The 25517-nt window shown below is 58.4% G+C and carries 22 protein-coding genes; 9 read left to right on the forward strand and 13 right to left on the reverse strand.

What is annotated here, in order from left to right; all coding sequences use genetic code 11:
* The first annotated feature begins 13 nt into the window (after window positions 1-13).
* The gene (locus JS46_RS11590; RefSeq protein WP_033751174.1) at window positions 14-457 is read left to right on the forward strand and encodes a YccF domain-containing protein; all 444 of its coding nucleotides are present in this window, start codon (window positions 14-16) and stop codon (window positions 455-457) included.
* 9 nt (window positions 458-466) lie between these two features.
* Window positions 467-2605 carry a YccS family putative transporter gene (yccS, locus tag JS46_RS11595; protein ID WP_033751176.1) on the forward strand — a complete coding sequence of 713 codons (2139 nt, stop codon included), beginning with the start codon at window positions 467-469 and terminating at the stop codon, window positions 2603-2605.
* On the opposite strand, the gene JS46_RS11600 is transcribed toward yccS, so the two are convergent.
* Window positions 2602-3213 carry a TfoX/Sxy family DNA transformation protein gene (locus JS46_RS11600; RefSeq protein WP_033751178.1) on the reverse strand — a complete coding sequence of 204 codons (612 nt, stop codon included), beginning with the start codon at window positions 3211-3213 and terminating at the stop codon, window positions 2602-2604. The two genes, yccS and JS46_RS11600, sit on opposite strands and share 4 nt — an antisense overlap.
* A 209-nt stretch (window positions 3214-3422) precedes the next feature.
* Between JS46_RS11600 and sulA the strand changes: the two genes are divergently transcribed.
* Entirely contained in the window at window positions 3423-3914 is a 492-nt protein-coding gene (gene sulA / locus JS46_RS11605) for an SOS-induced cell division inhibitor SulA (RefSeq protein ID WP_033751179.1), read from the forward strand.
* Window positions 3915-4267: 353 nt separating this feature from the next.
* Entirely contained in the window at window positions 4268-5335 is a 1068-nt protein-coding gene (ompA, locus tag JS46_RS11610; RefSeq protein WP_033751180.1) for a porin OmpA, read from the forward strand.
* Between the two features lie 72 nt (window positions 5336-5407).
* Here the strand turns inward: ompA and matP are convergent, their stop codons facing one another.
* On the reverse strand, window positions 5408-5875 hold the full coding sequence (matP, locus tag JS46_RS11615) for a macrodomain Ter protein MatP (RefSeq protein ID WP_147632222.1): 468 nt from the start codon (window positions 5873-5875) through the stop codon (window positions 5408-5410).
* Between the two features lie 162 nt (window positions 5876-6037).
* On the opposite strand from matP, the gene JS46_RS11620 reads away from it, so the two are divergent.
* Both JS46_RS11620 and fabA read left to right on the forward strand, forming a co-directional pair.
* The gene (locus JS46_RS11620; protein WP_235213001.1) at window positions 6038-7795 is read left to right on the forward strand and encodes a Lon protease family protein; all 1758 of its coding nucleotides are present in this window, start codon (window positions 6038-6040) and stop codon (window positions 7793-7795) included.
* 67 nt (window positions 7796-7862) lie between these two features.
* The gene (fabA, locus tag JS46_RS11625; protein WP_033751185.1) at window positions 7863-8381 is read left to right on the forward strand and encodes a bifunctional 3-hydroxydecanoyl-ACP dehydratase/trans-2-decenoyl-ACP isomerase; all 519 of its coding nucleotides are present in this window, start codon (window positions 7863-7865) and stop codon (window positions 8379-8381) included.
* A gap of 57 nt (window positions 8382-8438) precedes the next feature.
* Here fabA and rmf read toward each other — a convergent pair whose 3' ends face one another.
* From rmf to rlmKL, 6 genes are all read right to left on the reverse strand, one after another.
* On the reverse strand, window positions 8439-8606 hold the full coding sequence (rmf, locus tag JS46_RS23390) for a ribosome modulation factor (RefSeq protein WP_072010433.1): 168 nt from the start codon (window positions 8604-8606) through the stop codon (window positions 8439-8441).
* Between the two features lie 277 nt (window positions 8607-8883).
* The gene (gene pqiC, locus JS46_RS11630; RefSeq protein WP_033751188.1) at window positions 8884-9450 is read right to left on the reverse strand and encodes a membrane integrity-associated transporter subunit PqiC; all 567 of its coding nucleotides are present in this window, start codon (window positions 9448-9450) and stop codon (window positions 8884-8886) included.
* Window positions 9447-11090 carry an intermembrane transport protein PqiB gene (gene pqiB, locus JS46_RS11635; protein ID WP_033751191.1) on the reverse strand — a complete coding sequence of 548 codons (1644 nt, stop codon included), beginning with the start codon at window positions 11088-11090 and terminating at the stop codon, window positions 9447-9449. The genes pqiC and pqiB overlap by 4 nt, the downstream gene beginning before the upstream one ends.
* A complete protein-coding gene (gene pqiA, locus JS46_RS11640; protein ID WP_033751193.1) occupies window positions 11077-12345 on the reverse strand; it encodes a membrane integrity-associated transporter subunit PqiA in 1269 nt (422 codons plus the stop codon). Before pqiA ends, pqiB begins: the two co-directional genes overlap by 14 nt.
* Before the next feature lie 16 nt (window positions 12346-12361).
* The gene (locus JS46_RS11645) at window positions 12362-14278 is read right to left on the reverse strand and encodes an ABC transporter ATP-binding protein (RefSeq protein ID WP_033751196.1); all 1917 of its coding nucleotides are present in this window, start codon (window positions 14276-14278) and stop codon (window positions 12362-12364) included.
* Window positions 14279-14284: 6 nt separating this feature from the next.
* Entirely contained in the window at window positions 14285-16399 is a 2115-nt protein-coding gene (rlmKL, locus tag JS46_RS11650; RefSeq protein ID WP_033751198.1) for a bifunctional 23S rRNA (guanine(2069)-N(7))-methyltransferase RlmK/23S rRNA (guanine(2445)-N(2))-methyltransferase RlmL, read from the reverse strand.
* A 176-nt stretch (window positions 16400-16575) separates the two neighbouring features.
* On the opposite strand from rlmKL, the gene JS46_RS11655 reads away from it, so the two are divergent.
* Window positions 16576-17685 carry a YcbX family protein gene (locus JS46_RS11655; RefSeq protein WP_033751201.1) on the forward strand — a complete coding sequence of 370 codons (1110 nt, stop codon included), beginning with the start codon at window positions 16576-16578 and terminating at the stop codon, window positions 17683-17685.
* Window positions 17686-17688: 3 nt separating this feature from the next.
* On the opposite strand, the gene JS46_RS11660 is transcribed toward JS46_RS11655, so the two are convergent.
* The 5 genes from JS46_RS11660 to JS46_RS11680 form a co-directional block, all read right to left on the reverse strand.
* Window positions 17689-18231, reverse strand: a complete 543-nt coding sequence (locus tag JS46_RS11660; protein WP_033751204.1) for a cell division protein ZapC — start codon at window positions 18229-18231, stop codon at window positions 17689-17691.
* A 153-nt stretch (window positions 18232-18384) separates the two neighbouring features.
* A complete protein-coding gene (gene pyrD, locus JS46_RS11665) occupies window positions 18385-19395 on the reverse strand; it encodes a quinone-dependent dihydroorotate dehydrogenase (RefSeq protein ID WP_033751207.1) in 1011 nt (336 codons plus the stop codon).
* A gap of 120 nt (window positions 19396-19515) precedes the next feature.
* Entirely contained in the window at window positions 19516-20523 is a 1008-nt protein-coding gene (locus JS46_RS11670; RefSeq protein ID WP_033751209.1) for a glycosyltransferase family A protein, read from the reverse strand.
* Window positions 20520-22046, reverse strand: a complete 1527-nt coding sequence (locus tag JS46_RS11675) for a lipopolysaccharide biosynthesis protein (RefSeq protein WP_033751212.1) — start codon at window positions 22044-22046, stop codon at window positions 20520-20522. The genes JS46_RS11670 and JS46_RS11675 overlap by 4 nt, the downstream gene beginning before the upstream one ends.
* 206 nt (window positions 22047-22252) lie before the next feature.
* On the reverse strand, window positions 22253-23233 hold the full coding sequence (locus JS46_RS11680) for a glycosyltransferase (protein WP_033751214.1): 981 nt from the start codon (window positions 23231-23233) through the stop codon (window positions 22253-22255).
* 765 nt (window positions 23234-23998) lie between these two features.
* On the opposite strand from JS46_RS11680, the gene ssuE reads away from it, so the two are divergent.
* Complete coding sequence (ssuE, locus tag JS46_RS11685) at window positions 23999-24550, forward strand: NADPH-dependent FMN reductase (protein WP_033751216.1); 552 nt, start codon at window positions 23999-24001, stop codon at window positions 24548-24550.
* A 14-nt stretch (window positions 24551-24564) separates the two neighbouring features.
* Entirely contained in the window at window positions 24565-25512 is a 948-nt protein-coding gene (locus tag JS46_RS11690) for a sulfonate ABC transporter substrate-binding protein (RefSeq protein WP_033751219.1), read from the forward strand.
* Window positions 25513-25517: the final 5 nt, after the last annotated feature.

Here is a 25517-nt window from a genome sequence, read left to right on the forward strand (position 1 = left end):
GGAAAAAAACGCCATGCGCACTGTGTTGAACATTCTCAATTTTATTCTCGGCGGGTTTATCACCACCCTTTGCTGGCTGTTCGCCACGCTGGTGAGTATCGTCCTGATCTTTACCCTGCCGCTGACGCGCTCCTGCTGGGAAATCACCAAACTCTCTCTGCTGCCTTACGGCAACGAGGCGGTGCACGTGGACGTGCTGCGACCGGAGAGTAAAAGCGCGCTGCTCAACACCGGCGGCACCTTCCTCAATATTTTCTGGCTGATCTTTTTCGGCTGGTGGCTCTGCCTGACCCATATCTCCACCGGCATCGTGCAGTGCATCAGCATCATCGGCATTCCGGTGGGCCTCGCCAACTTTAAAATCGCCGCCATCGCGCTCTGGCCGGTCGGCCGCCGCGTGGTCTCGGTTGAAGAAGCCCGCGCCGCGCGCGACGCCAGCGCCCGTCGGCGCTACTGAGGCCGCTATATGATGTCCAAAGCCTTGCCGGGCTGGCGCAACTATCTCTTTAACAGCAGCTGGCGTTATCTGCTGCGCATCTTTCTGGCGCTGACCGGCTGCGCGGCGGTGCCCTGGTGGCTGCATCAGATCGACTGGACCATTCCGCTGACGCTCGGCGTGGTGGCCGCGGCGCTGGCCGATCTCGACGATCGCCTTACCGGTCGGCTGCGCAATCTGCTGATTACCCTGCTCTGCTTCTGTATCGCCTCGGTGTCGGTAGAGCTGCTGTTTCCCCATCCGCTGGCCTTTATGGCCGGTCTGGCGCTCTCCACCTGGGGCTTTATTCTGCTGGGCGCGCTCGGCCAGCGCTACGCCACCATCGCCTTTGGCGCGCTGCTGATTGCGGTTTACACCATGCTGGGCATCGGGCTTTTTTCGCAGTGGTATATGCAGCCGATACTGCTGCTGGTCGGGGCGCTCTGGTACAACGTGCTGACGCTGCTCGGCCATTTGATGTTCCCGGTGCGGCCGGTGCAGGAACAGCTGGCGGGGAGCTACGCGCAGCTGGCGCAGTACCTTGAAGCCAAGGCGAATCTGTTCGATCCCGACGGCGAGGCGCAGGACGACGCCACTCTGATCCGCACCGCGATGGTCAACAGCCAACTGGTGGCGCAGCTAAACCTGACTAAAAGCACGCTGCAGAGCCGCCTGCGCGGCGATCGCGGATCGCGCAGCACCCGCCGCAGCCTGCACTACTACTTTGTCGCGCAGGATATCCACGAGCGCGCCAGCTCCTCTCATCTGCAGTATCATCTGCTGCGCGACGACTGGCGCTACAACGAGATCCTGTTCCGCTTTCAGCGGCTGCTGAATATGCAGGCGCAGGCGTGCCGCCAGCTCTCTCAGTGTATTTTGCTGCGCGAGCGCTGGGAGCATGACCCGCGCTTCGAGCGCGCCTTCGATCGCCTGCAGACGGCGCTGGAGCGCCTGCAGCAAAACGAGCCTGACGCGCCTCATCTGCGCCCGCTGTTCTGGCTGTTGCGTAATTTGCGCGCCATCGACGCGCAGCTGGGATCGATAGAGTCTGAGCAGTCTTTAGCCAGCGAAAACCTGGCGGGCGATAACCGATTGTCGCGCGAAGGGCTCAGCGGCTGGAGCGACATTCGCCTGCGTCTGAGCCGACACATGTCGCCCGCCTCGGCGCTGTTCCGCCACGCGGTGCGCATGACGGTGGTGCTCTGTATCGGCTACGGCTTTATTCAGATTACCGGCCTCGATCGCGGCTACTGGATCCTGCTTACCAGCCTGTTTGTCTGCCAGCCTAACTATAACGCCACGCGGCGCAGGCTCGCGCTGCGTATCGGCGGTACGCTGGCGGGCATCGCCATCGGCCTGCCGGTGCTCTGGCTGGTGCCGTCGACCGAAGGCCAGCTGGTGCTGATCGTGGTCAGCGGCGTGCTGTTTTTCGCCTTTCGTCAGGTGCAGTACGCGCAGGCGACGCTGTTTATCACGCTGCTGGTGCTGCTCTGCTTTAATTTGCTGGGAGAGGGATTCGAGGTGGCGCTGCCGCGCATCGTGGACACGCTGCTGGGATGCGCGCTCGCCTGGCTGGCGGTGGCGTTTATCTGGCCCGACTGGCGTTTTCGCCAGCTGCCCGCCGTGGCGACGCGCACCCTGAATGCCAACTGCCGCTATCTGGATGCGATTATGGAGCAATATCACCAGGGCAAAGACAACCGCCTCGCCTATCGTATCGCGCGCCGCGACGCCCACAACGCCGATGCGGAGCTGGCTTCGGTGGTTTCCAATATGAGCGGCGAGTCGCGGACGCAGCAGAAACATAAAGAGTCCGCGTTCCAGCTGCTCTGTCTTAACCACTCTTTCCTGAGCTATATCTCTGCGCTGGGCGCGCACCGCGATAAGCTGAACGACGGCGCGCTGCTGACGCTGCTCGACGATACGGTCTGCTATGTCGAAGATGTGCTGCAAACCGACGTGGTAAGCGACGCCGAAGCGGAAGCGATGCAGAGCGCGCTAACGCAGCGCATTAGCGATATGGCTGCCAATCAGGAGACGCGCGCTCCGCTGGTGCTGCAGCAGCTCGGCTTGCTGGTCGCCCTGCTGCCGGAGATCGCCCGTCTGCGCCGGACGCTGGCGCAGCCTTAAGAGGCGTCGCCTTTTAACGTCTCCTGATACCATTCATTCAGTTCCGCCCTGACAGTTTGCGGCAGGGCGGCTTCATGACGCCCTTCTATTGCCCCTTCCAGCGCCAGCAAGGTTTTAAAGCCAATATGCTGATTGATCGCTCTGAGCCTGAGCCAGCACCGTTTTGATCCCAGCTCCCTCAGATGGCGCACGGTCCTCACCCCCGCCTCGTGCAGCAAGAGCTCCATGCGCAGGCTAAGGTTGGGCAGATCTTTCAGCCGCAGCGGCCGCTGTTTGGCCAGCGTCTCCTGTCGGGCGGTGCGCAGCGAAGCGGCGGAGAGCGACAACAGCTGGTCAGGATCGCTCCAGAGCGCGTCGTCGACGCGATAGTAGTCAAGGCTCACCTCGGTGCCGCGCTTGCGAAACACCAGCGGCTGCATCGGCTGCCGCGCTGCATATTCCCTCAGCGCTTCGCTGGCGCGCAGATAGAGCGCGTCGTCATTGATGAGAGCGAAAACGACTTTTTCCACCGCCAGCGCATAGCCGCCGAACTGGGTGCGCGACTCGATGTGGCCTAGCGCGGCCAGACGATTACGGGACCGTTCTACAACAGGGTGCTGTTTTTTCATGACACGCTCTCCTTGTGTGCAATTAATAAAAAACCATCACTATCAATCAGTTAGAGATATAGAAAAAATCAATTAAGGGTTCAATTAATTCTTTTATTCGAGCCCGACCTTCTCTCTTTTTTGCGAGCCGTTTTCCAAATTTGAGGTTGATCTTTATCCAGGAAGTCATTACTGTATATCCATACAGTCCAATGCTGAGTGGTTAACTTATGCGCACCCAACACTTTAATAATGCAGGCTTCGCTCACCGTCACGTATCCGCTACCAAACCGTCGCAGCACAGCGGCTGGATTACGGAACTGCGCTATAGCGAACAGCCTGGCATGATGCAAATGTTGCTGCTGCCGTTACTGCAACAGCTCAGCCAGGAGTCTCGCTGGCAGCTGTGGCTGACGCCCGCGCACAAGCTCAATCGCGCCTGGCTGCAGCAGTCGGGTCTGCCGCTGGAAAAAAGCATGCACGTCGCGGATTCCGAGCGCTGCACCTCTGTGGAGGCGATGATTAAAGCTTTGCGCACAGGGAATTACAGCGTCGTGCTGGCGTGGATACCTTACGATCTGGATGAGGAAGAGCGGCGCGAATTAGAACAGGCTGCGGCGGAAGGCAAAGCGCTAGGGTTGATTATGCGTCCAAATGGGACGACCGAACGCACGCTGCGACCAAATAAAGGACTAAAAATTCAGTCGGATTTGTTTCATTAAGTAAAAATAGGATTTTTCTCGCGCCATTTACCTTTTTTGTTTCAGCTAAACCACTGATTCTTTTCCCTCCAGCTTTGACAATGGTTTAGCTGCATTTTGCCTTAAAGCGCGACGGCATTAAGGCCGGGCAAAATGTTAGAATATGTGTATAAAGCCCTGTTTTTTTGCAGCATCCCCTCACATCATACTTGTAACTTTCCAATCTCGTTGTAGACTTTACCTCGCCAGGGTGCTCAATAATCTCCGTTTTTTAATCGGTAGAGTCATAAGCGAGCGTATTAACCCGGCGAAGGATTACAACCAAGAGCATCCCTTTTTGCTCATTGCCTATTTGGATGATAACGAGGCGCAAAATGAAAAAGACAGCTATCGCAATTGCAGTGGCACTGGCTGGCTTCGCTACCGTAGCGCAGGCCGCTCCGAAAGATGACACCTGGTATACCGGTGCTAAACTGGGCTGGTCTCAGTATCACGATACTGGTTACTACGGTAACGGTTATGGCAACAATAATGGCCCGACTCACGAATCTCAGCTTGGCGCTGGTGCATTCGTAGGTTACCAGGCTAACCCGTACCTGGGCTTCGAGCTGGGTTACGACTGGCTTGGCCGTATGCCGAACAAAGGCACCGTAAACAACGGCGCATTCAAAGCACAGGGCGTTCAGCTGGCTGCTAAACTGAGCTATCCGATCACTGACGATCTGGATGTCTACACCCGTCTGGGTGGTATGGTATGGCGCGCTGACGCAACTCAGAACAACGCTGTCAACGGCCGCATCAGCGACCACGACACCGGCGTTTCTCCGCTGGCAGCAGTGGGTGTTGAATACGCTCTGACTCAGAACTGGGCAACTCGTCTGGACTACCAGTGGGTTAACAACATCGGCGACGCACAGACCGTTGGCGCACGTCCTGACAACGGCATGCTGAGCGTAGGCGTTTCATACCGCTTCGGTCAGGATGAAGCAGCACCGGTTGTAGCTCCGGCTCCGGCTCCGGCTCCAGTTGTTGAAACCAAGCGTTTCACCCTGAAGTCTGACGTGCTGTTCACCTTCAACAAATCTACCCTGAAGCCGGAAGGCCAGCAGGCTCTGGATCAGCTGTACAGCCAGCTGAGCTCAATGGATCCGAAAGATGGTTCAGTCGTCGTTCTGGGCTTCACTGACCGCATCGGCTCTGAGCAGTACAACCAGAAACTGTCTGAGAAACGCGCTCAGTCAGTGGTTGACTACCTGGTATCTAAAGGTATCCCGTCTAACAAGATCTCTGCACGTGGCATGGGCGAATCTAACCCAGTTACCGGCAACACCTGTGACAGCGTGAAAGGCCGTCAGGCTCTGATCGACTGCCTGGGTCCGGACCGTCGCGTAGAAATCGACGTGAAAGGTATCAAAGACGTTGTAACTCAGCCGCAGGCTTAAGTTACTCCGTAAGAAAAAACCCCGCAAAGCGGGGTTTTTTTATGTCTGCTGTTTATCCTTTAACGCACCGCGCTAGTCGCTGCCCGTTTCTGATTTGCCGAGAATCGCCTGCAGATCCTGTTTCAGACTCGACATTTGGGTAGCGTATTTCTCTTTACGTTCGGCATCTTCGATCAGCTGAACGATAGTTTCCGACAGCGTGCAACCGCGACGCTGCGCCAGCCCTGCCAGACGCTGCCACACCAGATATTCCAGATCGATCGATTTCTTACGCGTATGCTGATGCTCAGCGTTGAAGTGTCGCTTGCGGCGCGCGCGAATCGTCTGTTTCAGCCGATTATCCAGGTCCGGATGAATATGTTGCGCGATCCATTCAGCCACATCGACCGGACGGTTTTCCATTGCGAGCAGTTCATCCACGGCCGCCTGCGCGGCGCTGAGTTCAAGATGACGCGTGATCAGCTCGCCTTCCCGGTGCTTCTTCACCAGGTATTTCCATTTCCATCCACTTTCAAGATTTTCGAGTTGTTGGTATTTCATCGGAATCTCATCGTGACCGCGTAACAAATTTAGAATAACAGTTTTTTTGCTGGATGCAGTAAGGAAAAAGGCGTTGTATGTCTCAGGGTTAATCCGAACCATGCAGTGCTTAACAAAGGGGTTTCCTGTATAATCCCGCTTTTCTTTAATTAACCAAATGCGATTATTTTGACCAGCTCCCAACTTTCCTGGCAAGACCTGCAGCCGAATATTACCGGATACGCGTCCGTTTTCTCCCGTATTACCGAAGAAGAGACCGATAGCCTGGCGACGGTACAGCCGCGTTTGCTGAATGCGCTGGCCTGCCTCGATCAGCAAAGCGAGAGCTTTCCCCTTCTGCTGGTATGTAGTCAGGAGAACCTGGACTACCTGGCGCTTATCGCGCGCCAGATGGAGCGTATCGCTGACGAATCCACTGAGCTGTTCGGCGGACATTATCATATCATCGCGGATAACGTGACCCTTCAGCCGCCCGGCGATGCCTCGCATCCTTTTACCGGCAGCGGTCAGGTTCAGTTCGCAGAGTGGATTGAAAACGATCAGCTATTCGGCTGCGTGCGCCTGCACCGCGACCGACTGCAGCTTGAGCCAGGCCTGATTCACCGCGCCAACGGCGGAACGCTGGTGCTGTCGCTGCGCACCCTGCAGGCGCAGCCGCTGCTGTGGCTGCGGTTGAAACGCGCTATCCAGCTGGGCCGTCTGGAATGGCAGTCGCCCGATGAACGTCATCCTTTGCCGGTCTCTGTTCCCCCGCTTCCGCTTAGCCTGAAACTGGTGCTCTGCGGCGACCGCGATGCGCTGGCGGCGTTTCAGGAGAGCGATCCTGAACTGCACGAGATGGCGATCTATACTGAATTCGAAGAGAACATGCAGATCGTCGATGAAGACGACATGCTCGCCTGGTGCCGCTGGGCGCAGGATGTCGCGCTGCAGGCGGGACTGCCCGCTCCGCAGGCCGATTTCTGGCCGCCGCTGATCCGCGAAGCGGTGCGTTACACCGGCGATCAGGAAATGCTGCCGCTCTGCCCGCGCTGGCTATTACGTCAGATGCGCGAAGCCTTCGCGCAGGAGAATGCGCTTAACGAGGCGGCGCTGGTCAGCGCCCTTGACGTGCGCACCTGGCGCGAAGCCTTCCTCGCCGAGCGCATGCGCGACGAAATTCTGCTGAAGCAGATCCTGATTGAAACCGAAGGCGAAGTCGTCGGTCAAATCAACGGTCTTTCCGTGGTGGAGTTTCCGGGCCATCCGCGCCCGTGGGGCGAACCTTCGCGCATTACCTGCGTAGTGCATCCGGGCGACGGCGAGTTTACCGACGTCGAGCGCAAAGCTGAACTGGGCGGCAACATCCATGCCAAAGGCATGATGATTATGCAGGCGTATCTTATCGCCGAGCTGGAGCTCGATCAGCAGTTGCCCTTCTCGGCCTCGCTGGTGTTTGAACAATCCTACTCGGAAGTCGACGGCGACAGCGCCTCTCTGGCGGAACTCTGCGCTCTCGTCAGCGCGCTGGCTAATCAGCCGATTAATCAGCAGATTGCGGTAACCGGATCGGTCGATCAGTTCGGCAACGTTCAGCCGGTAGGCGGCCTGAATGAGAAGATTGAAGGCTTTTTCACTATCTGCAACGAGCGCGAACTGACCGGCCAGCAGGGCGTAATTATTCCGGCGTGCAATGTGCGTCACCTCTGCCTGAGTCAGGAAGTGGTCGACGCCGTTGAACAGGGCCGTTTTCATATCTGGGCGATCGATCGCGCCGATGAGGCGCTGCCGCTGCTGACCGGCGTGGTCTGGCGCAGCGAAGAGGATAACGGCGACGCGCTGCTGCGCCGGATTCAGGATCGTATTACCCAACTCAATCAGCAGGAAGCGAGTCATCGCCCCTGGCCGCTTCGCTGGCTAAACTGGTTTAACCAGAACTGATTGAATTGCTCAGCGTACAGCTGTTCGCTAAACTTCGTGCTTCACTAAAACAAGGCTTATTGAAAACATGGTTGATAAACGCGAATCCTATAGCAAAGAGGACCTGATTGCGTCAGGTCGCGGTGAACTGTTTGGCGAGAACGGTCCGCCGCTTCCGTCAGGCAACATGTTGATGATGGACCGCGTGGTCAAGATGACCGAAGATGGCGGTAAGTTCGACAAAGGTTTCGTTGAAGCCGAGCTGGATATCAATCCGGACTTATGGTTTTTCGCCTGCCACTTTATAGGCGATCCGGTAATGCCGGGCTGTCTCGGTCTGGATGCAATGTGGCAGCTGGTAGGATTCTATCTGGGCTGGCTGGGCGGCGAAGGCAAAGGCCGCGCGCTGGGCGTCGGCGAGGTGAAATTCACGGGCCAGGTGCTGCCGACCGCGAAAAAAGTGACCTACCGCATTCACTTCAAGCGCGTCATTAACCGTAAGCTGGTGATGGGCGTCGCCGATGGCGAAGTCTTCGTTGATGGTAACCTGATTTACTCTGCCAGCGATCTGAAAGTCGGTCTGTTCAAAGACACTAACGCTTTCTGATAGCGCAAATGAAAACCTCCGCCAGCGCGGAGGTTTCTTCCTTTTCCTGACGGTCGATTACACCGTAACCGCCCTGTCCTCCATGGCTTGTCGCCAACCTCCCAACCAGTGAGACTTAGCCTCAATCATCTGATACGGACACATCTCTTTTGAGCGTCCTGTAATACCGGCCTGGTAGCCACGTGCATGAGCGCGTTCAAGGCGGTCTCGTTTCTGTCTCTTCATACTCCGTATCCCTCATATCAGGTCTGTGGAATCTGGTGGAAAGAAATAGAGTGGCGAATTATTACTCAGCCACCATTAAGTTCTACCTGCCCTGCCTCGAAAGGTCAATGCGCAAATTTCACGCCAGTGTCATCATTTTGACGCTAAATCGTTCTGTTTCTCTGTTGCGAAAAGTTGCAGGTTCGCTTATCGCCCTGAAGCGGCAACAAAAAAGCCCCCGATCGCCGCCGCTTTTCGCTGACGACAACCAGGGGCTGAGCAACATCTTTAGCGAATTTTATTCTGTGGTTATCGCTGCATTGGCGATTTGCTGCGCAGTTTGCTGCCAGCCGATAGCCAGAGTGCGCACCAGCGCGTCATAGCCATCTTCGTTCTGCGGCAGCGCCAGGTCGAATCCCTGCTTCACCACATGACCATTATGCTGCAGCACCCATTCGCCGCTCACCACGGCGCGCCCGTCATAGCGGCCCTGAAATCCGGTTACGGTCACGCTCAGCGTGTCATGCTTTTCGCCCAGCGGCGCGGCGGAAACCAGTCGACCCGGCAGCGCCTTGCTCAGGTTCGCCACCAGCGTTTGCTGGAGCTGCTGATCCAGCGGGCTGGCCCAGAGATTATTGGCGGCGATAACGTACTTCACGTCGCTGGTCTGATAGACCAGGCCGTTGCCCGCCAGGTAATCCGGTACCGCCACCTGCTGAACCCACAGCGCCGGCGGCTGCGCTTCGCCGCCGCTGCGTACCTGCATCGCTGCCGGCTTCGACGGCAGCTGGTAATAGGTGTTATCGATGGTGCTGCTGCATGCGCTTAACAGCAGCGCGGCGCAAAAAACGGCTCCTTTTCTCACTGTTTCGCCCTCTTTGGCTGTGGATCCTGACCCGGTTTGGCCTCAAAGACCAGCGCGTTGCTCTTGGTGTTCAAAGTTTTCAATACCGGCTGCAGTTCTCGCAGCACCTGATCGAGTCGCTGCATATCGCCCACTAGCTTGTTGTAAGCCGGTGAGCCAGGCTGCAGCCCCTTCATGCTGCGATTCAGCTCGCGCAGCGTTTGCTGCATATCTTCCGGCAGCGTTTTCATCGCCGGGCTGGCGGTGATCTGATTGAGGTTTTTCAGCGTGCCCTGCATTTCACGCAGCGTGCGCTGGCTCTCTTTCAGCGTGCCGGTCGCCTCGGTCACCACGTTGTTAAGCGGCAAGGCGTTGATCTTGTCGAGCGCCGCCACCAGTTTTTGCTGGATCTGACTCAGGCCGCCGCTGGTGGTCGGAATGATCTCGTAGCCTGCGATTTTGTTCGGGCCTTTATAGGCCGGCACGTTATCGTAGAAGTCGAGATCGATATAGAGCGAGCCGGAGAGCAGGTTGCCGGTTTTCAGCGAGGCGCGCAGGCCGCGTTTTTTGCCGTCCTGCAGATGCTGCTCCAGGTTAAAGTCCTGACCCAGTCTGGCGGTAAAGCGGTCAGGCTCAATGCGGATCAGCACCGGCACGCGATAGTCGTTATTCAACGCCTGATTCACCCCTTCGGTCATAAAGGGCGCCTGCGCCACCGTACCCAGACGGATGCCGCGGAACTCAACCGGCGCGCCCACCTGCAGGCCGCGAATCGAATCGGTGAAGAACATCAGGAAATCGACGTGATTAGTGTAGAGCGAATCCTGGATGCTGCGCTGATCGTCGAACAGATGATAGTCAGCGTTGTTCGCTGCCGCCTGGCCTAAATCCCAGCCGTCCGGCACGTCGAAACTGACGCCACCGCTGAACAGCGTAGTCAACGAGCCCATCTCGACGCGCATGCCTGATGCCGACATATCCACCGCGATGCCGCTGTCCTTCCAGAAACGTACATTGGTGGTCACCAGCCGATCGTAGGGCGCGGCGATAAACAGCTGGTAGGTCATCATACGCTTATCGGTATCGAAGGTGCTGGTCTCCACGGTGCCGACGCGATAGCCGCGGAACAGCACCGGATCGCCGGCGTTGAGCTGTCCCGCTTTTTTGCTGTCGAGCGTAATGCGGATGCCTTTGGCGTCCGGCGGCGCCAGCGGCGGCGCGTCGAGCAGCTCATAGCGCTCTTTCGGCTCCTCTTTTTTGCCCGGCTGCAGTTCGATATAGGCGCCGGAGAGCAGCGTATTCAGACCGGTTACCCCTTCGCGACCAATCTGCGGCTTCACCACCCAGAACACGCTGTCGCCGTGCAGCAGCTTTTCCATACCGGAGTTGAGCCGCGCGGTGATTTCAACGTGATGCAGGTCGTCGGTCAGCTCCGCTTTTTCCACCACGCCGACGTCAACGCTGCGGCTTTTGATGGTGGTTTTCCCCGCTTCGATACCTTCCGCGTTTTCCGTAATCAGGGTCACTTCCGGCCCGAGGTGGCTGAAGTGGTAAAACAGGATCCATCCACCGATCAACAGCGTCACGATGGGGACAATCCAGACCGGCGACCAGCGTTTGATCTGGTCGACTTTGGCATGGCCGTGGTTACTTTCCGTCAAGGCGCGGCTCCTTTGTAGTGTGTTCCCGTACGCGATCCCAGGTCAGGCGCGGGTCAAACGTCATGGCGGCGATCATGGTAAGGATCACCACCAGCGCAAACAACAGCGCGCCCGTTGCAGGATAAACATTCATCAGTTGCCCCATGCGCACCAGCGCAGAGAGCACGGCGATAACAAACACGTCGATCATCGACCAGCGGCCGACAAATTCGACGATTTCATAAATCAGATGCATCCGTTCGCTGTCGCGCTGGCCGCGCCCGCTGGCGTTCCAGCAGAGCCAGCCAATCGCCAGCATCTTCAGCGACGGCACCATGATGCTGGCGATAAAAATCACCAGCGCCACCGGATAGGATCCGTCGCTCCAGAGCAGGATGACGCCCGCCATAATGTTAGACGGATAAGGCGTGCCGAGGGTTTCGGTCACCATAATCGGCAGCAGGTTGGCGGGAATATAGATGATCAGCGAGGTAAACAGCAGCGCCAGCGTCCACTGCAGGCTGTGCTTGCGGCGCGGCGCGGCGATCACGCCGCAGCGCGGACAGTCGGGATGGTCCGCGGCCAGGATCGCGGTGCAGCACGGACAGGAGCGCATTCCCTGCTCCAGCCCGCTGACGCCCTTCTCCGGCGCATGCGGCAGCGGCGGCATCGGCGCGATCTGCTGCCACAGCCAGCGTCGATCTACGCACTGAAAGGCGCGCAGCTGCAGCAGGCAGAACAGGCACCAGGGCCAGAAGCTGGTCTCCAGACCGATATCGCCGTAGGCCATCAGCTTCACGAAGCTGACCAGCACGCCGGCCATAAAGATCTCCGCCATGCCCCAGCTGCGCAGCTGGAACAGGATGCGCGCCAGCCCCAGACGCAGGCTGACCGGCATCGGTATGCGGTTCACCAGCAGAATAATGGTCAGCATGCAGAGCGCAGGGATCGCCTGAACGAATGCCAGAAACAGCGTGGCCAGGCTGCTGTAATCCTCCGACACCATGACCTGCGGGATCTCCAGCAGCGAGATCTGGCTGCTGAGGCCCGCGACCTTCATGGTGATAAAGGGAAACAGGTTGGCCAGCAGCAGCATAAACAGCGCCGCCAGCGCGTAGCCGGTCGGCCGTTTGCGCGGCTCGGGCCAGTTCGCGGTCAGCACCGAATGGCAGCGCGGACAGGACGCGCGGCTGCCCAGCGGCACGTCCGGCAGTTTTACCATCAAATCGCACTGTGGACAGAGCATCCACGCCTGACTTTCAGCGGCTGAACACATCCCGACTCCCTTATGGTTACGCGCCGTTTTTCAGCGCTTCCAGCTCTTCCCAGCGAGCGAACGCCGTTTCCAGCTCCTGCTCGGTCTGCGCCAGCGCGTCCAGCACCGGCTGAGTCTGGTCATGCGGCTGGCTGAAAAAGTCAGGATGGCTCATTTTCGCCTGCAGCTCGCCAATGCGCGCCTCCAGCGACTCCAGTTTCTGCGGCAGCTGCTCCAGCTCTCGCGTCAGGTTATAGCTTAGCTTGTTGCCGCCGCGTTTCGCGCCGTCAGCTTTTTCCGCCGCCGGTTTCGCCGCGGCGACAGGCTTTTTTCCCTGGGCGCTTTTCTGCTGTTTGTAGGCGGCGCGCTGCTGCTGCGCGTCGTGATAGCCGCCGACGAAGCTGCCGATGTCGCCGTTGCCTTCGAAAATCCAGCACTCGGTCACGGTGTTGTCGACGAACTGACGATCGTGGCTTACCAGCAGCACAGTGCCCTGATAGCCGTCGATCAGCTCTTCCAGCAGCTCCAGGGTTTCGACGTCGAGGTCGTTGGTCGGTTCATCGAGGATCATCAGGTTGCTGGGACGCAGAAAGAGGCGCGCCAGCAGCAGGCGGTTGCGCTCGCCGCCGGAGAGCGCGCGCACCGGCGTCATGGCGCGTTTCGGATGAAACAGGAAGTCCTGCAGGTAGCCGAGCACATGGCGCGGCTTGCCGTTGACCATCACCTCTTGCTTGCCTTCCGCCAGGTTATCCATCACGGTGCGATCGGGATCCAGTTCGGCGCGATGCTGGTCGAAGTAGGCGACCTCCAGCTTGGTGCCGCTGTGCACGCGGCCGCTGTCGGCTTTCAGCTGCTGCAGCATTAGGCGCAGCAGCGTGGTTTTGCCGCAGCCGTTCGGGCCGATGAGCGCGATCTTGTCGCCGCGCTGCACCTGCGCGGAGAAGTCATGCACCAGCGTCTTGCCGCCCACGCCATAGTTGACGTTCTCCAGTTCGAAAACGATTTTGCCCGAGCGCGACGCTTCGCCCACCTGCATATTGGCTTTGCCCATCACTTCGCGGCGCTCGGAGCGTTCGCGGCGCAGCGCTTTCAGCGCGCGCACGCGGCCCTCGTTGCGAGTGCGGCGCGCCTTGATGCCCTGACGGATCCACACCTCTTCCTGCGCCAGCTTGCGGTCGAATTCGGCGTTCTGCATCTCTTCAACGCGCAGCGCCTCCTCTTTCCCCTCCAGATAGAGATCGTAATTGCCAGGCCAGGAGACCAGCTTGCCGCGATCGAGGTCGACGATGCGCGTCGCCATATTGCGGATAAACGAGCGGTCATGGGAAATAAAAACGATGCTGCCGCTGAAGGTCTTCAGGAAGGTTTCCAGCCAGTCGATGGTTTCGATATCGAGGTGGTTGGTCGGTTCATCCAGCAGCAGCACGCGCGGGTTGCTCACCAGCGCGCGGCCCAGCGCCGCTTTGCGCAGCCAGCCGCCCGACAGCGACGACAGCTCGGTATCAGGCTCCAGGCCAATCTGCTGCAGCACGTCGTTGATGCGGCTCTCCAGCTGCCACAGATTGTGGTGGTCGAGGATAGTCTGCAGACGCCCCATCTCATTGAGGTTTTTCTCGCTGGGATCGAGCATCACCGCATGCGAAATTGCGTGATAGGCTTTGAGGTGCTCGGCCTGCTCTTCCACGCCCTCCGCCACAAAGTCATAGACGGAGCCGGTAATATTGCGCGGCGGATCCTGCTGCAGACGCGCCACCACCAGGTCCTGCTCAAAAATGATGCGGCCGTCATCCAGCGGCTGCTCCCCGTTGATGATCTTCATCAGGGTCGATTTGCCTGCGCCGTTACGGCCGACCAGACAGACGCGCTCGTTCTCTTCGATATGCAGCTCGGTGTTGTCGAGCAGCGGCGCATCGCTGAATGAGAGGTAGGCGCCGTGAATACTGATTAATGACATCTGAACTTATTCCTTACCGGCGTGAGTAATCAGCCAGCAGTTGTGAATTTGACGGTTACGGGCAAAATCCTGCGACAGGGTTTTCTGGGTAATGTCCTGCGCCTTCAGGCCCAGCGACGCCAGCCCCTCGAGATCCATTTTGAAGCCGCGTTTGTTGTTGGAGAACATGACGGTGCCGCCCGCGCGCAGCAGGCGTTTCAGGTTACGCATCAGCATAATATGATCGCGCTGCACGTCGAAATCCTCTTCCATGCGTTTGGAGTTAGAGAAGGTCGGCGGATCGATAAAGATCAGATCGAACGTCTCGTCGCTCTCGCGCAGCCAGCTCAGGCAGTCGGCCTGCATCAGGCGATGCTGACGGCCGGTCAGCCCGTTGAGACGCAGGTTGCGCTCCGCCCACTCCAGATAGGTGCGCGACATGTCGACCGTGGTGGTGCTGCGCGCGCCGCCCAGCCCGGCGTGCACGCTGGCGCTGCCGGTATAGGAGAAGAGGTTGAGGAAATCTTTATCCTTGCTCATTTTGCCGAGCATATGGCGCGCGATGCGGTGGTCGAGGAACAGCCCGGTGTCCAGGTAGTCCGTCAGGTTAACCAGCAGGCGCGCGTTGTACTCCTGCACTTCGAAGAAATCGCCTTTCTCGCCCAGTTTCTGATACTGATTCTTGCCTTTCTGCCGCTCGCGCGTTTTCAGCACCAGACGGTTGGCGGGCAGCTCCAGCACGCTGAGCGTCGCGCCGATAACGTCGAACAGGCGCTGGCGCGCTTTCGCGGCGTCGATGGTCTTGGGCGGCGCGTACTCCTGCACCACCACCCACTCGCCGTAGCGATCCACCGCCACGTTGTACTCCGGCAGATCGGCGTCGTAGAGGCGATAGCAGGCGATACCTTCCTGACGCGCCCACTTCTCTAGCTTCTTCATGTTCTTACGCAGGCGGTTAGCGTAATCCTCGGCGATCTGCGCGCCGTTTTCGCTGCTGTTTTCCGCCAGCTGATAGTTCTTCTGCACGCACTCGATCGGGCCGTTTTTCGCCTTGAACTGGCGCTCCGCGCGCAGCTGCAGGCAGCTCAGCAGTTCAGGCGAACCGCTGAACAGCGACAGGGTCCAGCCGCCGAAGTGCTGTTTCATGATGCGGCCAAGCTGGCTGTGCAGCGCGATCAGCGCCGGCTCGCTCTCCAGACGCTCGCCGTAAGGCGGGTTGCTCAACACCGTGCCGCGCTGCTCGCCCGGCAGCGGATTTTTCAGCTGCAGCACATCCTGACGCGCGAAGGTAAAGAAATCGGCGACGCCGGCGCGCCGTGCGTTAGCCTGCGCCCATTCCAGCACGCGGCCGTCGCTGTCGTAGCCGAAGAAGCGCGCCTGCGCGGCGGCGGTGCCAGCGCGCGCGCGCTGCTGCGCCTCGCTTTTCACCTCGCGCCACAGCGCGTCGTTATGCTGACGCCAGTGGGTGAAGCCCCAGCGGCTGCGCAGCAGACCCGGCGCGCGATCGCAGGCGATCAGCGCCGCTTCGATCAGCAGCGTGCCGGAGCCGCACATCGGATCGAGCAGCGGCGTGGTCGGCTGCCAGCCGGAGCGCAGCACGATCGCCGCCGCCAGGTTCTCCTTGAGCGGCGCCTGGCCGGTCTGCTGACGATAGCCGCGCTGATGCAGCGCGTCGCCGCTCAGATCCAGCGCGATGCTGGCGCGATCTTTATTCAGCCAGACGTTGATGCGGATATCCGGCTGCTCGCGATCCACATTGGGACGCGGCAGCTTCTGGCGGGTAAAGGAGTCGACGATCGCGTCCTTGACCTTTAACGCGCCAAACTGGCTGTTGCGAATCGATTCGTTGGTGCCGCTGAAGTGCACCACGAAGGTATGCTGACTGCCGAACAGTTCGGTCCAGTCGATGCTCTGTACGCCGACATAGAGATCGAGATCGCTGTAGACGCCGAATTCGCCGAGCGGCAGCAAAATACGCGACGCCAGCCGGCTCCACAGCAGACTCTGATACATCGTACGGTCATCGGCTTCAAAGTGAACGCCTCCCTGTACCACCTGCAGATCCTGCGCGCCCAGCGCGTCCAGCTCACTTTTCAACAGCTCTTCGAGCCCACGCGCCGTACTGGCAAAGAGAGAATTCATATCGTCACTATTACTCTTGAGAAAATTGCTGCGCATTATACCCTAATTACGCCTCATTGTTGGAAAGCTACGCGCGCGCCTCTTACCCGGCCGATCACGAGGCTATAGCGTCCCGACGCCATGTATCATAAAGTTAGCTTCTTTTGCCGCCCACGCTCGCTTCTCTGGAGATCGCCATGCTTACGCTGTCCCGTCTGTTCATTCATCCGGTCAAATCGATGCGGGGTGTCCAGCTCTCTCATGCGCAGGCGCTGGAGAGTGGACTGGCTTTCGACCGCATTTTTATGGTGACGGATCTGGACGGCACCTTTATTACCGCGCGCCAGTATCCGGAGATGGTGCGCTTTACCCCGGCGCTGCTGACCGACGGTCTCTCTCTGCAGGCGCCCGACGGCAGCCAGGCGATGATCCGCTTCAGCGATTTCGCCGCGCAGGAGGCGCCGACGGAAGTCTGGGGCAACCATTTTACCGCGCGCATCGCCCCCGACGCCATCAACGCCTGGCTCAGCGCCTTTTTTCCGCGCCCGGTGCAGCTGCGCTGGGTTGGGCCGCAGCCGTCGCGCCGGGTGAAACGCTTTACCGAGGTGCCGCTGGGCTTTGCCGACGGTTTCCCTTTTTTGCTGGTTAACAGCGCGTCGCTGCAGGATCTGCAGCAGCGCTGCCCGGCCAGCGTGCGCGCCGAGCAGTTTCGCGCCAACCTGATCGTCAGCGGCGCGCCGGCCTGGGATGAAGACAGCTGGGCAACGGTGCAGATCGGCAGTGTGATCTTTGACGTGCCCAAACCCTGCAGCCGCTGCGTCTTTACCACCGTCGGCACCGAAAGCGGCCGCAAGCATCCAGACGGCGAGCCGTTAAAAACCCTGCAGGGCTTCCGCAGCGCGCAGGACGGCAGTGGCGATATCGACTTCGGCCTGAATTTGATTGCGCGCGGCAGCGGCATCGTTCGCGTCGGGGACGAGGTGCAGGTGCTGGCGCGCCATACGCCGCGCGCCTACGGGCCTGGCGCGGTGGTAGAGACCCTTAAGCCGCAGCAGCAAACGGCGGCGGCGGTCTCTGTGACCTGGCAGGGCGAGCGGTTTCAGGGCGATAACCAGCAGGTGCTGCTGGAGCAGTTAGAGCAGCAGGGTTTTAAAATCCCCTACTCCTGCCGGGCAGGCCTGTGCGGCAGCTGTAAAGTGACGCTGGTTGCGGGAGAGGTAAAAGCGCTGAAGAAGAGCGCCATTCGCGACGACGGCACGATTCTGAGCTGCAGCTGTATTCCCGCTGGCGATATAGAACTGGCGTGAGAATCAGACCGCGTAAGCGAAGCGCGGCGCGCTCTCTGCATGGTGCGGCAGCAGGCGATCGTTCATAATTTTGATGGCGTCGCCTAACACCATCTGCTTGCCCGCCAGCGTAAGCGTAGGCTGTGCCAGCAGGCAGAGCGTGGCGTTGCCGCCGCTTTCCACCGCCAGCAGCCGCGCCTGTTCGCCGTTTTCCGCCAGCGTCACCTCCACCATATCGCCCGCCTCCGGCTGCAGCACGCAGGTCCAGGCGGTGAAATGCCAGCTTTTCGGCATCAGCGGCTTCAGAAAGCGGCTCGCCACCAGCGCGTTGAGCGTCAGCTCGGCGCGCTGATTAACGCTTAGCGAACTCTGTCGGCAGCGTTCTTCGAAGGTGTAGTAGAGGGCAGCGTCGTCAACGCTGAATCCGGTCTGGGTGAAGGCGTCGGGGGTCAACATTTTGCGGGGAAAGCGAGAGCGGAAAAGCATACCGTCAGCCAGGTCCAGCATCATCCGGTCATGGTCGGCGTCGAAATACCAGCGCCAGTTATCATCAGGTTTGATTTTCATAATTTGCCTCGTCATTAACCGCCGCGTTTCTCTGCACAGACTCAGCGAAGCCCTGTTTGTGGGGAAAAAGCTGAAAATACGCACAACAGAGGAAAAATATAAACGAGCCGAAGTGAGAAATAAACCCCCCGGCGTCGTTTTATTAGAAATGTCTTAGAGATGGGTCACGATATCTTTTATTAATCCCGGTCCTTTATAAATAAAACCGGAGTAAATTTGCACCAGCGCGGCGCCCGCGGCCATTTTTTCTCGCGCCGCGGTTAATGAATCAATACCGCCGACGCCGATAATCGGCAGCGCGCCGTCCAGCTCCTGCGCCAGCCGCTTGATCACCGCCGTGCTGCGCGACTGCACCGGACGACCGCTCAGGCCGCCTGACTCCGTGCTGTATTGCAGGCCGCTGACCAGCGAGCGATCCAGCGTCGTATTAGTGGCGATCACGCCATCGATATTATGGCGCACCAGACTGTCGGCAATTTGTATTAATTCTTCTTCAGAAAGATCGGGCGCAATTTTTACTGCGACCGGCACATATTTCAGGTGCTGCTGCTCTAGCGCTTTCTGTTTGGCTTTAATCGACGCCAGAAGATCGTCGAGCGCTTCGCCATATTGCAGCGTACGCAATCCCGGCGTATTTGGCGAGGAGATATTTACCGCGATATAACCGGCATGCGCATAAACCTTCTCCATGCAGATCAGGTAATCTTCTTTGCCGTTTTCTACCGCCGTATCTTTATTTTTGCCGATATTAATGCCGAGAATACCTTTAAACCGCGCTTTTTTGACGTTCTCCACCAGGTGATCGACGCCGAGATTGTTAAAGCCCATGCGGTTGATAATGCCCTCGGCCTCGACCAGCCGAAACATGCGCGGCTTATCGTTGCCCGCCTGAGCACGCGGCGTGACGGTGCCGACTTCGACGAAGCCGAACCCCATCGCGCCGAAGGCGTCGATGCATTCGGCGTTTTTATCCAGTCCGGCCGCCAGCCCCAGCGCGTTGTCGAACCGTAAGCCCATGCAGGTCACCGGACGGGAAGGAAGACGCTGACGGATCAGCGCCTCCAGCGGCGTGCCGCTGATGAAACGCAGTTGCTGAAAAGTGAGTTCGTGAGCGCGCTCGGGGTCGAGCTTAAACAGCGCAGGTCGGACGATAGGATAAAGCATGCACTCTCCTGGAGGTCGGAAGCGATGAGTAGTCGGGGTGCACGGGAAAATGTGCGCCAGAATGGTAAAGGCCTCTGGCGCAAAAGTAAATTACTGACGGGACAAGATTATTGATCGCGATCAGCGCTTGCTGGCATAACGCGCCAGACGGCGACACGCCTGCAGACCGCTGTAAATCGTCGGATAGTACCAGAGCAGCTTAAGACGTTTGCTTTCGCCCGTGACCTTGCGCACCAGCTGATCGATAGTGGTATGCCAGGAGGCGGGCACCGCAATATTGTTTTTGCGGATTTCGATCAGGCATCCGTACATTACCGGCTGATAGTAGATGTCCAGCAGCTTCTCTTCCGGCGGCAATCCCTGCTCGCGCAGGAAGCTTTCGCTGCTGCGGCGGGCGATATAGTAGTTTTCCACCCAGGAGAAAGTCGCCTTGCCCTGCGACAGCGAGGTCGGCATAAAGCGCTTGTTGTAGTAGCTTTTCCGCGTAAAGCCGATCTGCCGCGCCGACATATAGAGCGCGAACATATAGGGCGCGTCCTCATGGTTCTGGATCGGCAGAAACTGCACGCCGGTGCGGATAATAAGATCGCGCGAGAGAATGCTGCTCCACAGGGTGCGATGGGCCGAGCGGTGCGGAATCATGCTGCGCAGCGTATCGGCGCCGCCGGGCAGGACGGCGTCGACGTGGCGCTGATGGAACTGCTCATACTGGCGCTCGGCGACCGGTTTGTCGGTAAACATGCGCGCGCCGAAGCAGAACATCTCCATCTCAGGATGCTGCGCCAGCGTGCTGCGGAAGTCGGCGAAGAGATCTTTTGAGACAAAATCGTCGGCGTCCATAAAGTAGATAAAGTCGCCGGTGGCGATCTCCAGCCCTTTGGTGCGCGCCGCGCTGACCCCGCCGCGCTCGCCGCGCAGCAGCGTCAGCTGCGGGTGGCGGGCGGTCAGCGCCTCCAGCAGGGCGACGCTGTCGTCGGTGGAGCCGTCGTCGATAACGATCACCTGCTCCGGCGGAGATGACTGACCCAGCAGCGAATCGATCGCTTCCGGCAGCCAGGGCGCGCAGTTCCAGTTCGGCACGATAACAGAGATCGTCGCTGCGCGGCTGTCAGGGTTCCGTGTGCTCATTCTCGCTCCTCAATAGTAAAACCTTTGGCTCGGGCAGGCAGCAGACGCTTAATCACCAGGCTGTGCAGCAGACAGCAGACTGAGAGGTTAACCAGGCCGATCAGACCCAGCCACAGCAGGTTAAGCCAGCGGTTCTGGTTCCACTCGATTGGCAGGAAGGTGCAAAGCCACGCGATCAGCCCCGCGACCGCCCAGATCAGCAGCACGTCGCGCGTCAGCCAGGTAAAGTGAATGCCCGGCGCGAAACGGCGGTGCACCAGCCATGCCCAGCCGGCCAGATAGAAGACGTTCTGTCCCAGCCACAGCCAGCCGGTGCCCTCCGCGCCATAGTGAATCGCGGCCCAGATGTTGAGCGGAACCAGGATCACGGCGAAGCAGGAGAAGCCCTTCAGATGCAGCTTGAGGTTGCCGTTGACGTACTGCAGATGGTAAAGCAGGCCGCAGATCGCCTGTACGCCGCTGCCCAGCGCGTAGAGGCTGAGCACGAACGACATATCCGTCACGACCTGCGTGTTCTGCGTCCAGGCCCAGAGCAGCGGCGTGGCGAACATCGCGATAGTAATGCTGAGCGGCGCCATAAAGATCGCCACCGCCTGAGTAGTGTAGCGGTAGAGCGTCAGGGATTCGGCATCGCCCTCTTTCCGCGTTTTAATGCCGGTCATGCGCGGCACGATCGCCTGCATAATCGGGCTGCTGAGCAGGATAATGCCGGTAGCCGCGGTAGCGACGACGGTAAAGGAGCCGTAGGCGCTCAGCGGCAGAGTTTTCGACAGCACCAGACGGTCAATTTGCGAAATAAAGGTCCAGATGGCGCTGGCGAACGCCGCGCTCAGCGCAAAGCGAATAAAGGGCTTTAACACCGTCTTTAAGTTTTCGTGCTTCTGTTTACGCGCGGCGGCAGGCACCAGCTGATAGGACTTGGCAATCAGGCAGATCGCTTCCGCTATCGACACCGCCAGCTGCCAGATAAAGAAGCTCAGCACCGGATTGGAGAAGAGCTGAATGATCAGCACCGCGCCAAAGGTGCGCAGCGTGACGATGACCAGGTTGACGCCGTTGAGCCATACCTGATGCTCAAAGCCGACAATCACGCTGCGATAGGGGCTGGTACGCCAGCGAATAGCCGCCGTAATCACCATGATAGCGACGGCAAGCGTCACGTCCGCCGAAGGCAGATGGCGCGCGTCGAGCCAGTTATGGGCGATCCATGGCGTCGCCAGCCAGCCGATCACCACCAGAATGACCGTGGAGATCAGAAAGAATTTCGACAGCGCGGAGAAGAGCGCCGGGAACCAGATAAACTCCGCCTGATTAGCGCGATAGCGCGCCGCTTCGCGCATGAGCGTGGTCGACACGCCAGCGTCGAGCAGCTGGAGCCAGGTTAACAGAATCGAGAAAAAACCCACTAGCCCGTAAGCTTCCATCCCGAGATGTTGAATATAGAGCGGCACGACCAGAATGCCTGACAGCGTCAGGTAAATCTGACCGACATAATTGGCGATCGCGTTACGTTTAATTGACATAAGTATGATTGTATCTGGGCAGTTTTCTCGGAGGCCACAAGCGTGGCACACATCATCAGACCTGCCTACCAGACATAGTCTTAAATTTATCTCTGGCGCTGCGCGCCAGAGATAATCTGACCTGCCGCGGAAGAAGCCAGAGGGTGAAATAATATTTATCCGCGGTGAATCGTCCGATAAGCAGGCATGCCAATGCGAGCGAAAAGTCAGGCGGCTTTTTTCAGCTCTTTTGTAACTTTATATTTTTGCAGCAGGATAAACATGCGCGGGCGATTAATAAGCAGCCACTCTTTAGCGTTGACCGGCTTAAATTTGCCGCCCATGAAGCGAATCGCATTAATGACATATTCCGGCACCGGCGTGCCGTTGTAGAGCGACAAATAAATCATCAGGCGGAAAGAGTGCATTAAATAGGCTTTTTCCAGCTGCGTCTTCAGCGGCGAATGATCTAAATTATGCTTGAGGATGCCGTAGGTCTGCATAAAGGCGTTATAACGCTGCAGGAAATAGTCGTCGTTTTTGCGACTGTTGGTGAGCGAGCCGCTGCGTACGCGCTGGCGATAGTAAACGTGCTGGCTTACCCAGGCGTGCGTGGCATGAACAAATACCGACAGCGTAAATTTATGATCTTCATGCACCCGGTCGACAAAACGCAGGTTGTGCTGCGTAATCAGGCTTCTTTTCACCGCGTAGTTCCAGGCGGCGGAGGTATAGGAGCCGTTATTCAACAGACGCGACAAAACCTGCTGTGGCGACTGCAGACCGAATTGATCGTGGCGCACTTTAGGACGGGTCTGATTTTCCCGACCGTCTTCAAACATCTGCGAATTAAAGCAAAAGAGGTCGATCTCAGGGTGCGCAGCGGTAACCTGCCGCAGCTCTGCAACGAACCCTTCCGGCACGATATCGTCCGGGTCGCAGAAGAAGACAAACTCTCCCTGCGCGGCGTCAATGCCGGTATCTCGCGCTTTACCCGCGCCGCCGTTGGGCGTGGTGATAACGCGAACCTGCGGCTGGTGACCATATTTCTGCTCCACCAGCGCCAGAGTGCCATCGGTCGAGCTGTCGTTAACAATGATAATTTCTGTCGGCGCGTCAACCTGACGCAACAAGGAGTCGACACATTCGACTATATATTTCTCCACGTTATACGTGGGAATAATGACTGATAGCAGCGTCTTTGCCATACATCTTTCTCTGGGTCGATTAAAAGAAAAAGCACGAGCGTTACACAAATATTAAAGTTGTGTTAAAGCATGGCGCAGAAAGAATTAAACGAGACGTCAGCAGCGAGTCTCTCGTGGTGGAACAGTATAGGCAGAAGCTTTTTTCTATTAACAGGGCCAGCGTTTTATTCAGATTCGTCCTCAGCGCGGAATCTATCACGCCAGGTAAAGTATCAGAGGCAAAGCGCGGCTTTTGCTTAACATCATGTAACTTTTCTGGCTAAAGCGTCAGCGCTTTTAGACGGAAAAGAGGTCACAAGGCTTTTCAGTCTGATGGCTTTATTATCACTTAACGAAAATGACGCTTCCCCGACGTCCGTTATCGGCATGGCGATATTCCGATAATAACGCCGGCGAGCCCACAGCGGAGGCGGCATGATTAGCTTTCTCTCCTTGACGTCACATCAAATGGGTTGCAGGAAACAAATAGCGCCACGTGTCCTGTCTGATTAATAAGCCTGCGCCAGATAATGTGCAGATACTTTTGCTGCTATTTGTTAAGTCGGCATAAACAATGCCTCTGGATCTGCGCCAGCCTTTTAGGATTATTCGGAACTCAGCCCAGCCGCTTCCGATAATGCTTTCATTAATAACGCTGCGCGTTTTGCGCTTTTCGCCTTTAGATTGCCGGATAAATCATTTAAGCCCTCTCCCCCGCTCTGTCAGGATGTGACCATCAGTTCTCAACAATAGCTAATCAATAACTTTCAGTTATAAGGAGTAACGATGCGAGTTATTACGCTAGCTGGCAGCCCGCGTTTCCCGTCACGTTCGACTTCGCTGCTTACCCTGTGCCAGCGCGCGCTGGAAGCGCGCGGCGTTGAGGTGATCCCCTGGTATATCCAGAACTTTCAGCCAGACGATCTTATTAACGCGCGTTTCGATGCCCCGGCGCTGCTGGCGCTGCGCGAAGATTTGCTCGCCGCCGACGGCGTGATCGTCGCCACGCCGGTCTATAAGGCCTCTTTCTCAGGCGCGCTGAAAACTCTGCTCGATCTGCTGCCCGAACGCGCCTTGGAGCACAAAGTGGTGCTGCCGCTGGCCAGCGGCGGCAGCGTGGCCCATATGCTCGCGGTCGATTACGCCCTGAAGCCGGTGCTGAACGCGCTGAAGGCGCAGGAGATCCTGCACGGCGTGTTTGCCGAAGATCATCAGATTACCCACTACGATCGCCAGCCTGAGCTGCAGGCGCCGCTGGCGCGCCGGCTGGATGAAGCGGTCGAGGCGTTCTGGCTGGCGCTGACGCGCCATCACAAACCTCTGGCGCAGGCTGTTTAAAGGAAGAAACCGACATGAAGAGCATCACCGGCTGGCTACTTGCCGTACTCGCCGTGCTAAGCCTGCAAACGCAGGCGGCGGACGCGCCCGCGCAGATTCGCATCGGCTACCAGAAAGGTTCCGTCAGCATGGTGCTGGCGAAATCGCACCGGCTGCTGGAGCAGCGCTTCCCCGACACTAAAATCCAGTGGATCGAATTTCCCGCCGGTCCGCAGATGCTGGAGGCGCTAAACGTCGACAGTATCGACCTCGGCAGCACCGGCGATATACCGCCGCTGTTCGCCCAGGCTGCGGGCGCCGATCTGCTTTACGTCGGCTCGGAGCCGCCTAAGCCGCAGGCTGAGGTGATTCTGGTGGCGAAGAACAGCCCGCTGAAAAGCGTTGCCGACCTGAAAGGCAAGAAAGTCGCCTTTCAGAAAGGCTCCAGCTCGCACAACCTGCTGCTGCGCGCCCTGCAGCGTGAAGGGCTGAGCTTTAAGGATATTCAGCCGATCTATCTGACGCCCGCCGACGCGCGCGCCGCCTTTCAGCAGGGCGACGTGGACGCCTGGGCTATCTGGGATCCCTACTATTCCGCCGCGCTGCAGCAGGGCAACGTGCGCGTGCTGGCCGACGGCAGCCAGCTCAATCTTACCGGCTCGTTCTACCTGACGACGCGTAAGTTCGCCGAGCAGAACGGCGCCTTCGTTCAACAGGTGCTGGATACTTTTAGCCAGGCGGATGCGCTGACGCTCAGCCAGCGCGATCAGAGCATCGATCTGCTCGCCGCCGCAATGGGCCTGCCGAAGCCGGTTATCGCCAGCTATCTCGATCACCGCCCGCCGACCCGCATATCGCCGGTCAGCGCGCAAACCGCAGCGGCGCAGCAGCATACCGCCGATCTGTTCTATTCCAGCCACCTGGTGCCGGTCAACCTGACGATCGCCGATCGCATCTGGCATCCCAGCGCCCAACTTCAGTAAGGAGC

It is taken from the genome of Pantoea sp. NGS-ED-1003, assembly GCF_000738765.1.
In the GTDB taxonomy this organism is placed as follows: Bacteria; Pseudomonadota; Gammaproteobacteria; order Enterobacterales; family Enterobacteriaceae; genus Pantoea; species Pantoea septica.

What these genes read in the sequence shown, in the direction of transcription:
- JS46_RS11590 (WP_033751174.1), top strand. Translation starts at nt 14, where the DNA reads ATGCGCACTGTGTTGAACATTCTCAATTTTATTCTCGGCGGGTTTATC.
- yccS (WP_033751176.1), top strand. Translation starts at nt 467, where the DNA reads ATGATGTCCAAAGCCTTGCCGGGCTGGCGCAACTATCTCTTTAACAGC.
- JS46_RS11600 (WP_033751178.1), bottom strand. Translation starts at nt 3,213, where the DNA reads ATGAAAAAACAGCACCCTGTTGTAGAACGGTCCCGTAATCGTCTGGCC.
- sulA (WP_033751179.1), top strand. Translation starts at nt 3,423, where the DNA reads ATGCGCACCCAACACTTTAATAATGCAGGCTTCGCTCACCGTCACGTA.
- ompA (WP_033751180.1), top strand. Translation starts at nt 4,268, where the DNA reads ATGAAAAAGACAGCTATCGCAATTGCAGTGGCACTGGCTGGCTTCGCT.
- matP (WP_147632222.1), bottom strand. Translation starts at nt 5,875, where the DNA reads ATGAAATACCAACAACTCGAAAATCTTGAAAGTGGATGGAAATGGAAA.
- fabA (WP_033751185.1), top strand. Translation starts at nt 7,863, where the DNA reads ATGGTTGATAAACGCGAATCCTATAGCAAAGAGGACCTGATTGCGTCA.
- rmf (WP_072010433.1), bottom strand. Translation starts at nt 8,606, where the DNA reads ATGAAGAGACAGAAACGAGACCGCCTTGAACGCGCTCATGCACGTGGC.
- pqiA (WP_033751193.1), bottom strand. Translation starts at nt 12,345, where the DNA reads ATGTGTTCAGCCGCTGAAAGTCAGGCGTGGATGCTCTGTCCACAGTGC.
- JS46_RS11645 (WP_033751196.1), bottom strand. Translation starts at nt 14,278, where the DNA reads ATGTCATTAATCAGTATTCACGGCGCCTACCTCTCATTCAGCGATGCG.
- rlmKL (WP_033751198.1), bottom strand. Translation starts at nt 16,399, where the DNA reads ATGAATTCTCTCTTTGCCAGTACGGCGCGTGGGCTCGAAGAGCTGTTG.
- JS46_RS11655 (WP_033751201.1), top strand. Translation starts at nt 16,576, where the DNA reads ATGCTTACGCTGTCCCGTCTGTTCATTCATCCGGTCAAATCGATGCGG.
- JS46_RS11660 (WP_033751204.1), bottom strand. Translation starts at nt 18,231, where the DNA reads ATGAAAATCAAACCTGATGATAACTGGCGCTGGTATTTCGACGCCGAC.
- pyrD (WP_033751207.1), bottom strand. Translation starts at nt 19,395, where the DNA reads ATGCTTTATCCTATCGTCCGACCTGCGCTGTTTAAGCTCGACCCCGAG.
- JS46_RS11670 (WP_033751209.1), bottom strand. Translation starts at nt 20,523, where the DNA reads ATGAGCACACGGAACCCTGACAGCCGCGCAGCGACGATCTCTGTTATC.
- JS46_RS11675 (WP_033751212.1), bottom strand. Translation starts at nt 22,046, where the DNA reads ATGTCAATTAAACGTAACGCGATCGCCAATTATGTCGGTCAGATTTAC.
- JS46_RS11680 (WP_033751214.1), bottom strand. Translation starts at nt 23,233, where the DNA reads ATGGCAAAGACGCTGCTATCAGTCATTATTCCCACGTATAACGTGGAG.
- ssuE (WP_033751216.1), top strand. Translation starts at nt 23,999, where the DNA reads ATGCGAGTTATTACGCTAGCTGGCAGCCCGCGTTTCCCGTCACGTTCG.
- JS46_RS11690 (WP_033751219.1), top strand. Translation starts at nt 24,565, where the DNA reads ATGAAGAGCATCACCGGCTGGCTACTTGCCGTACTCGCCGTGCTAAGC.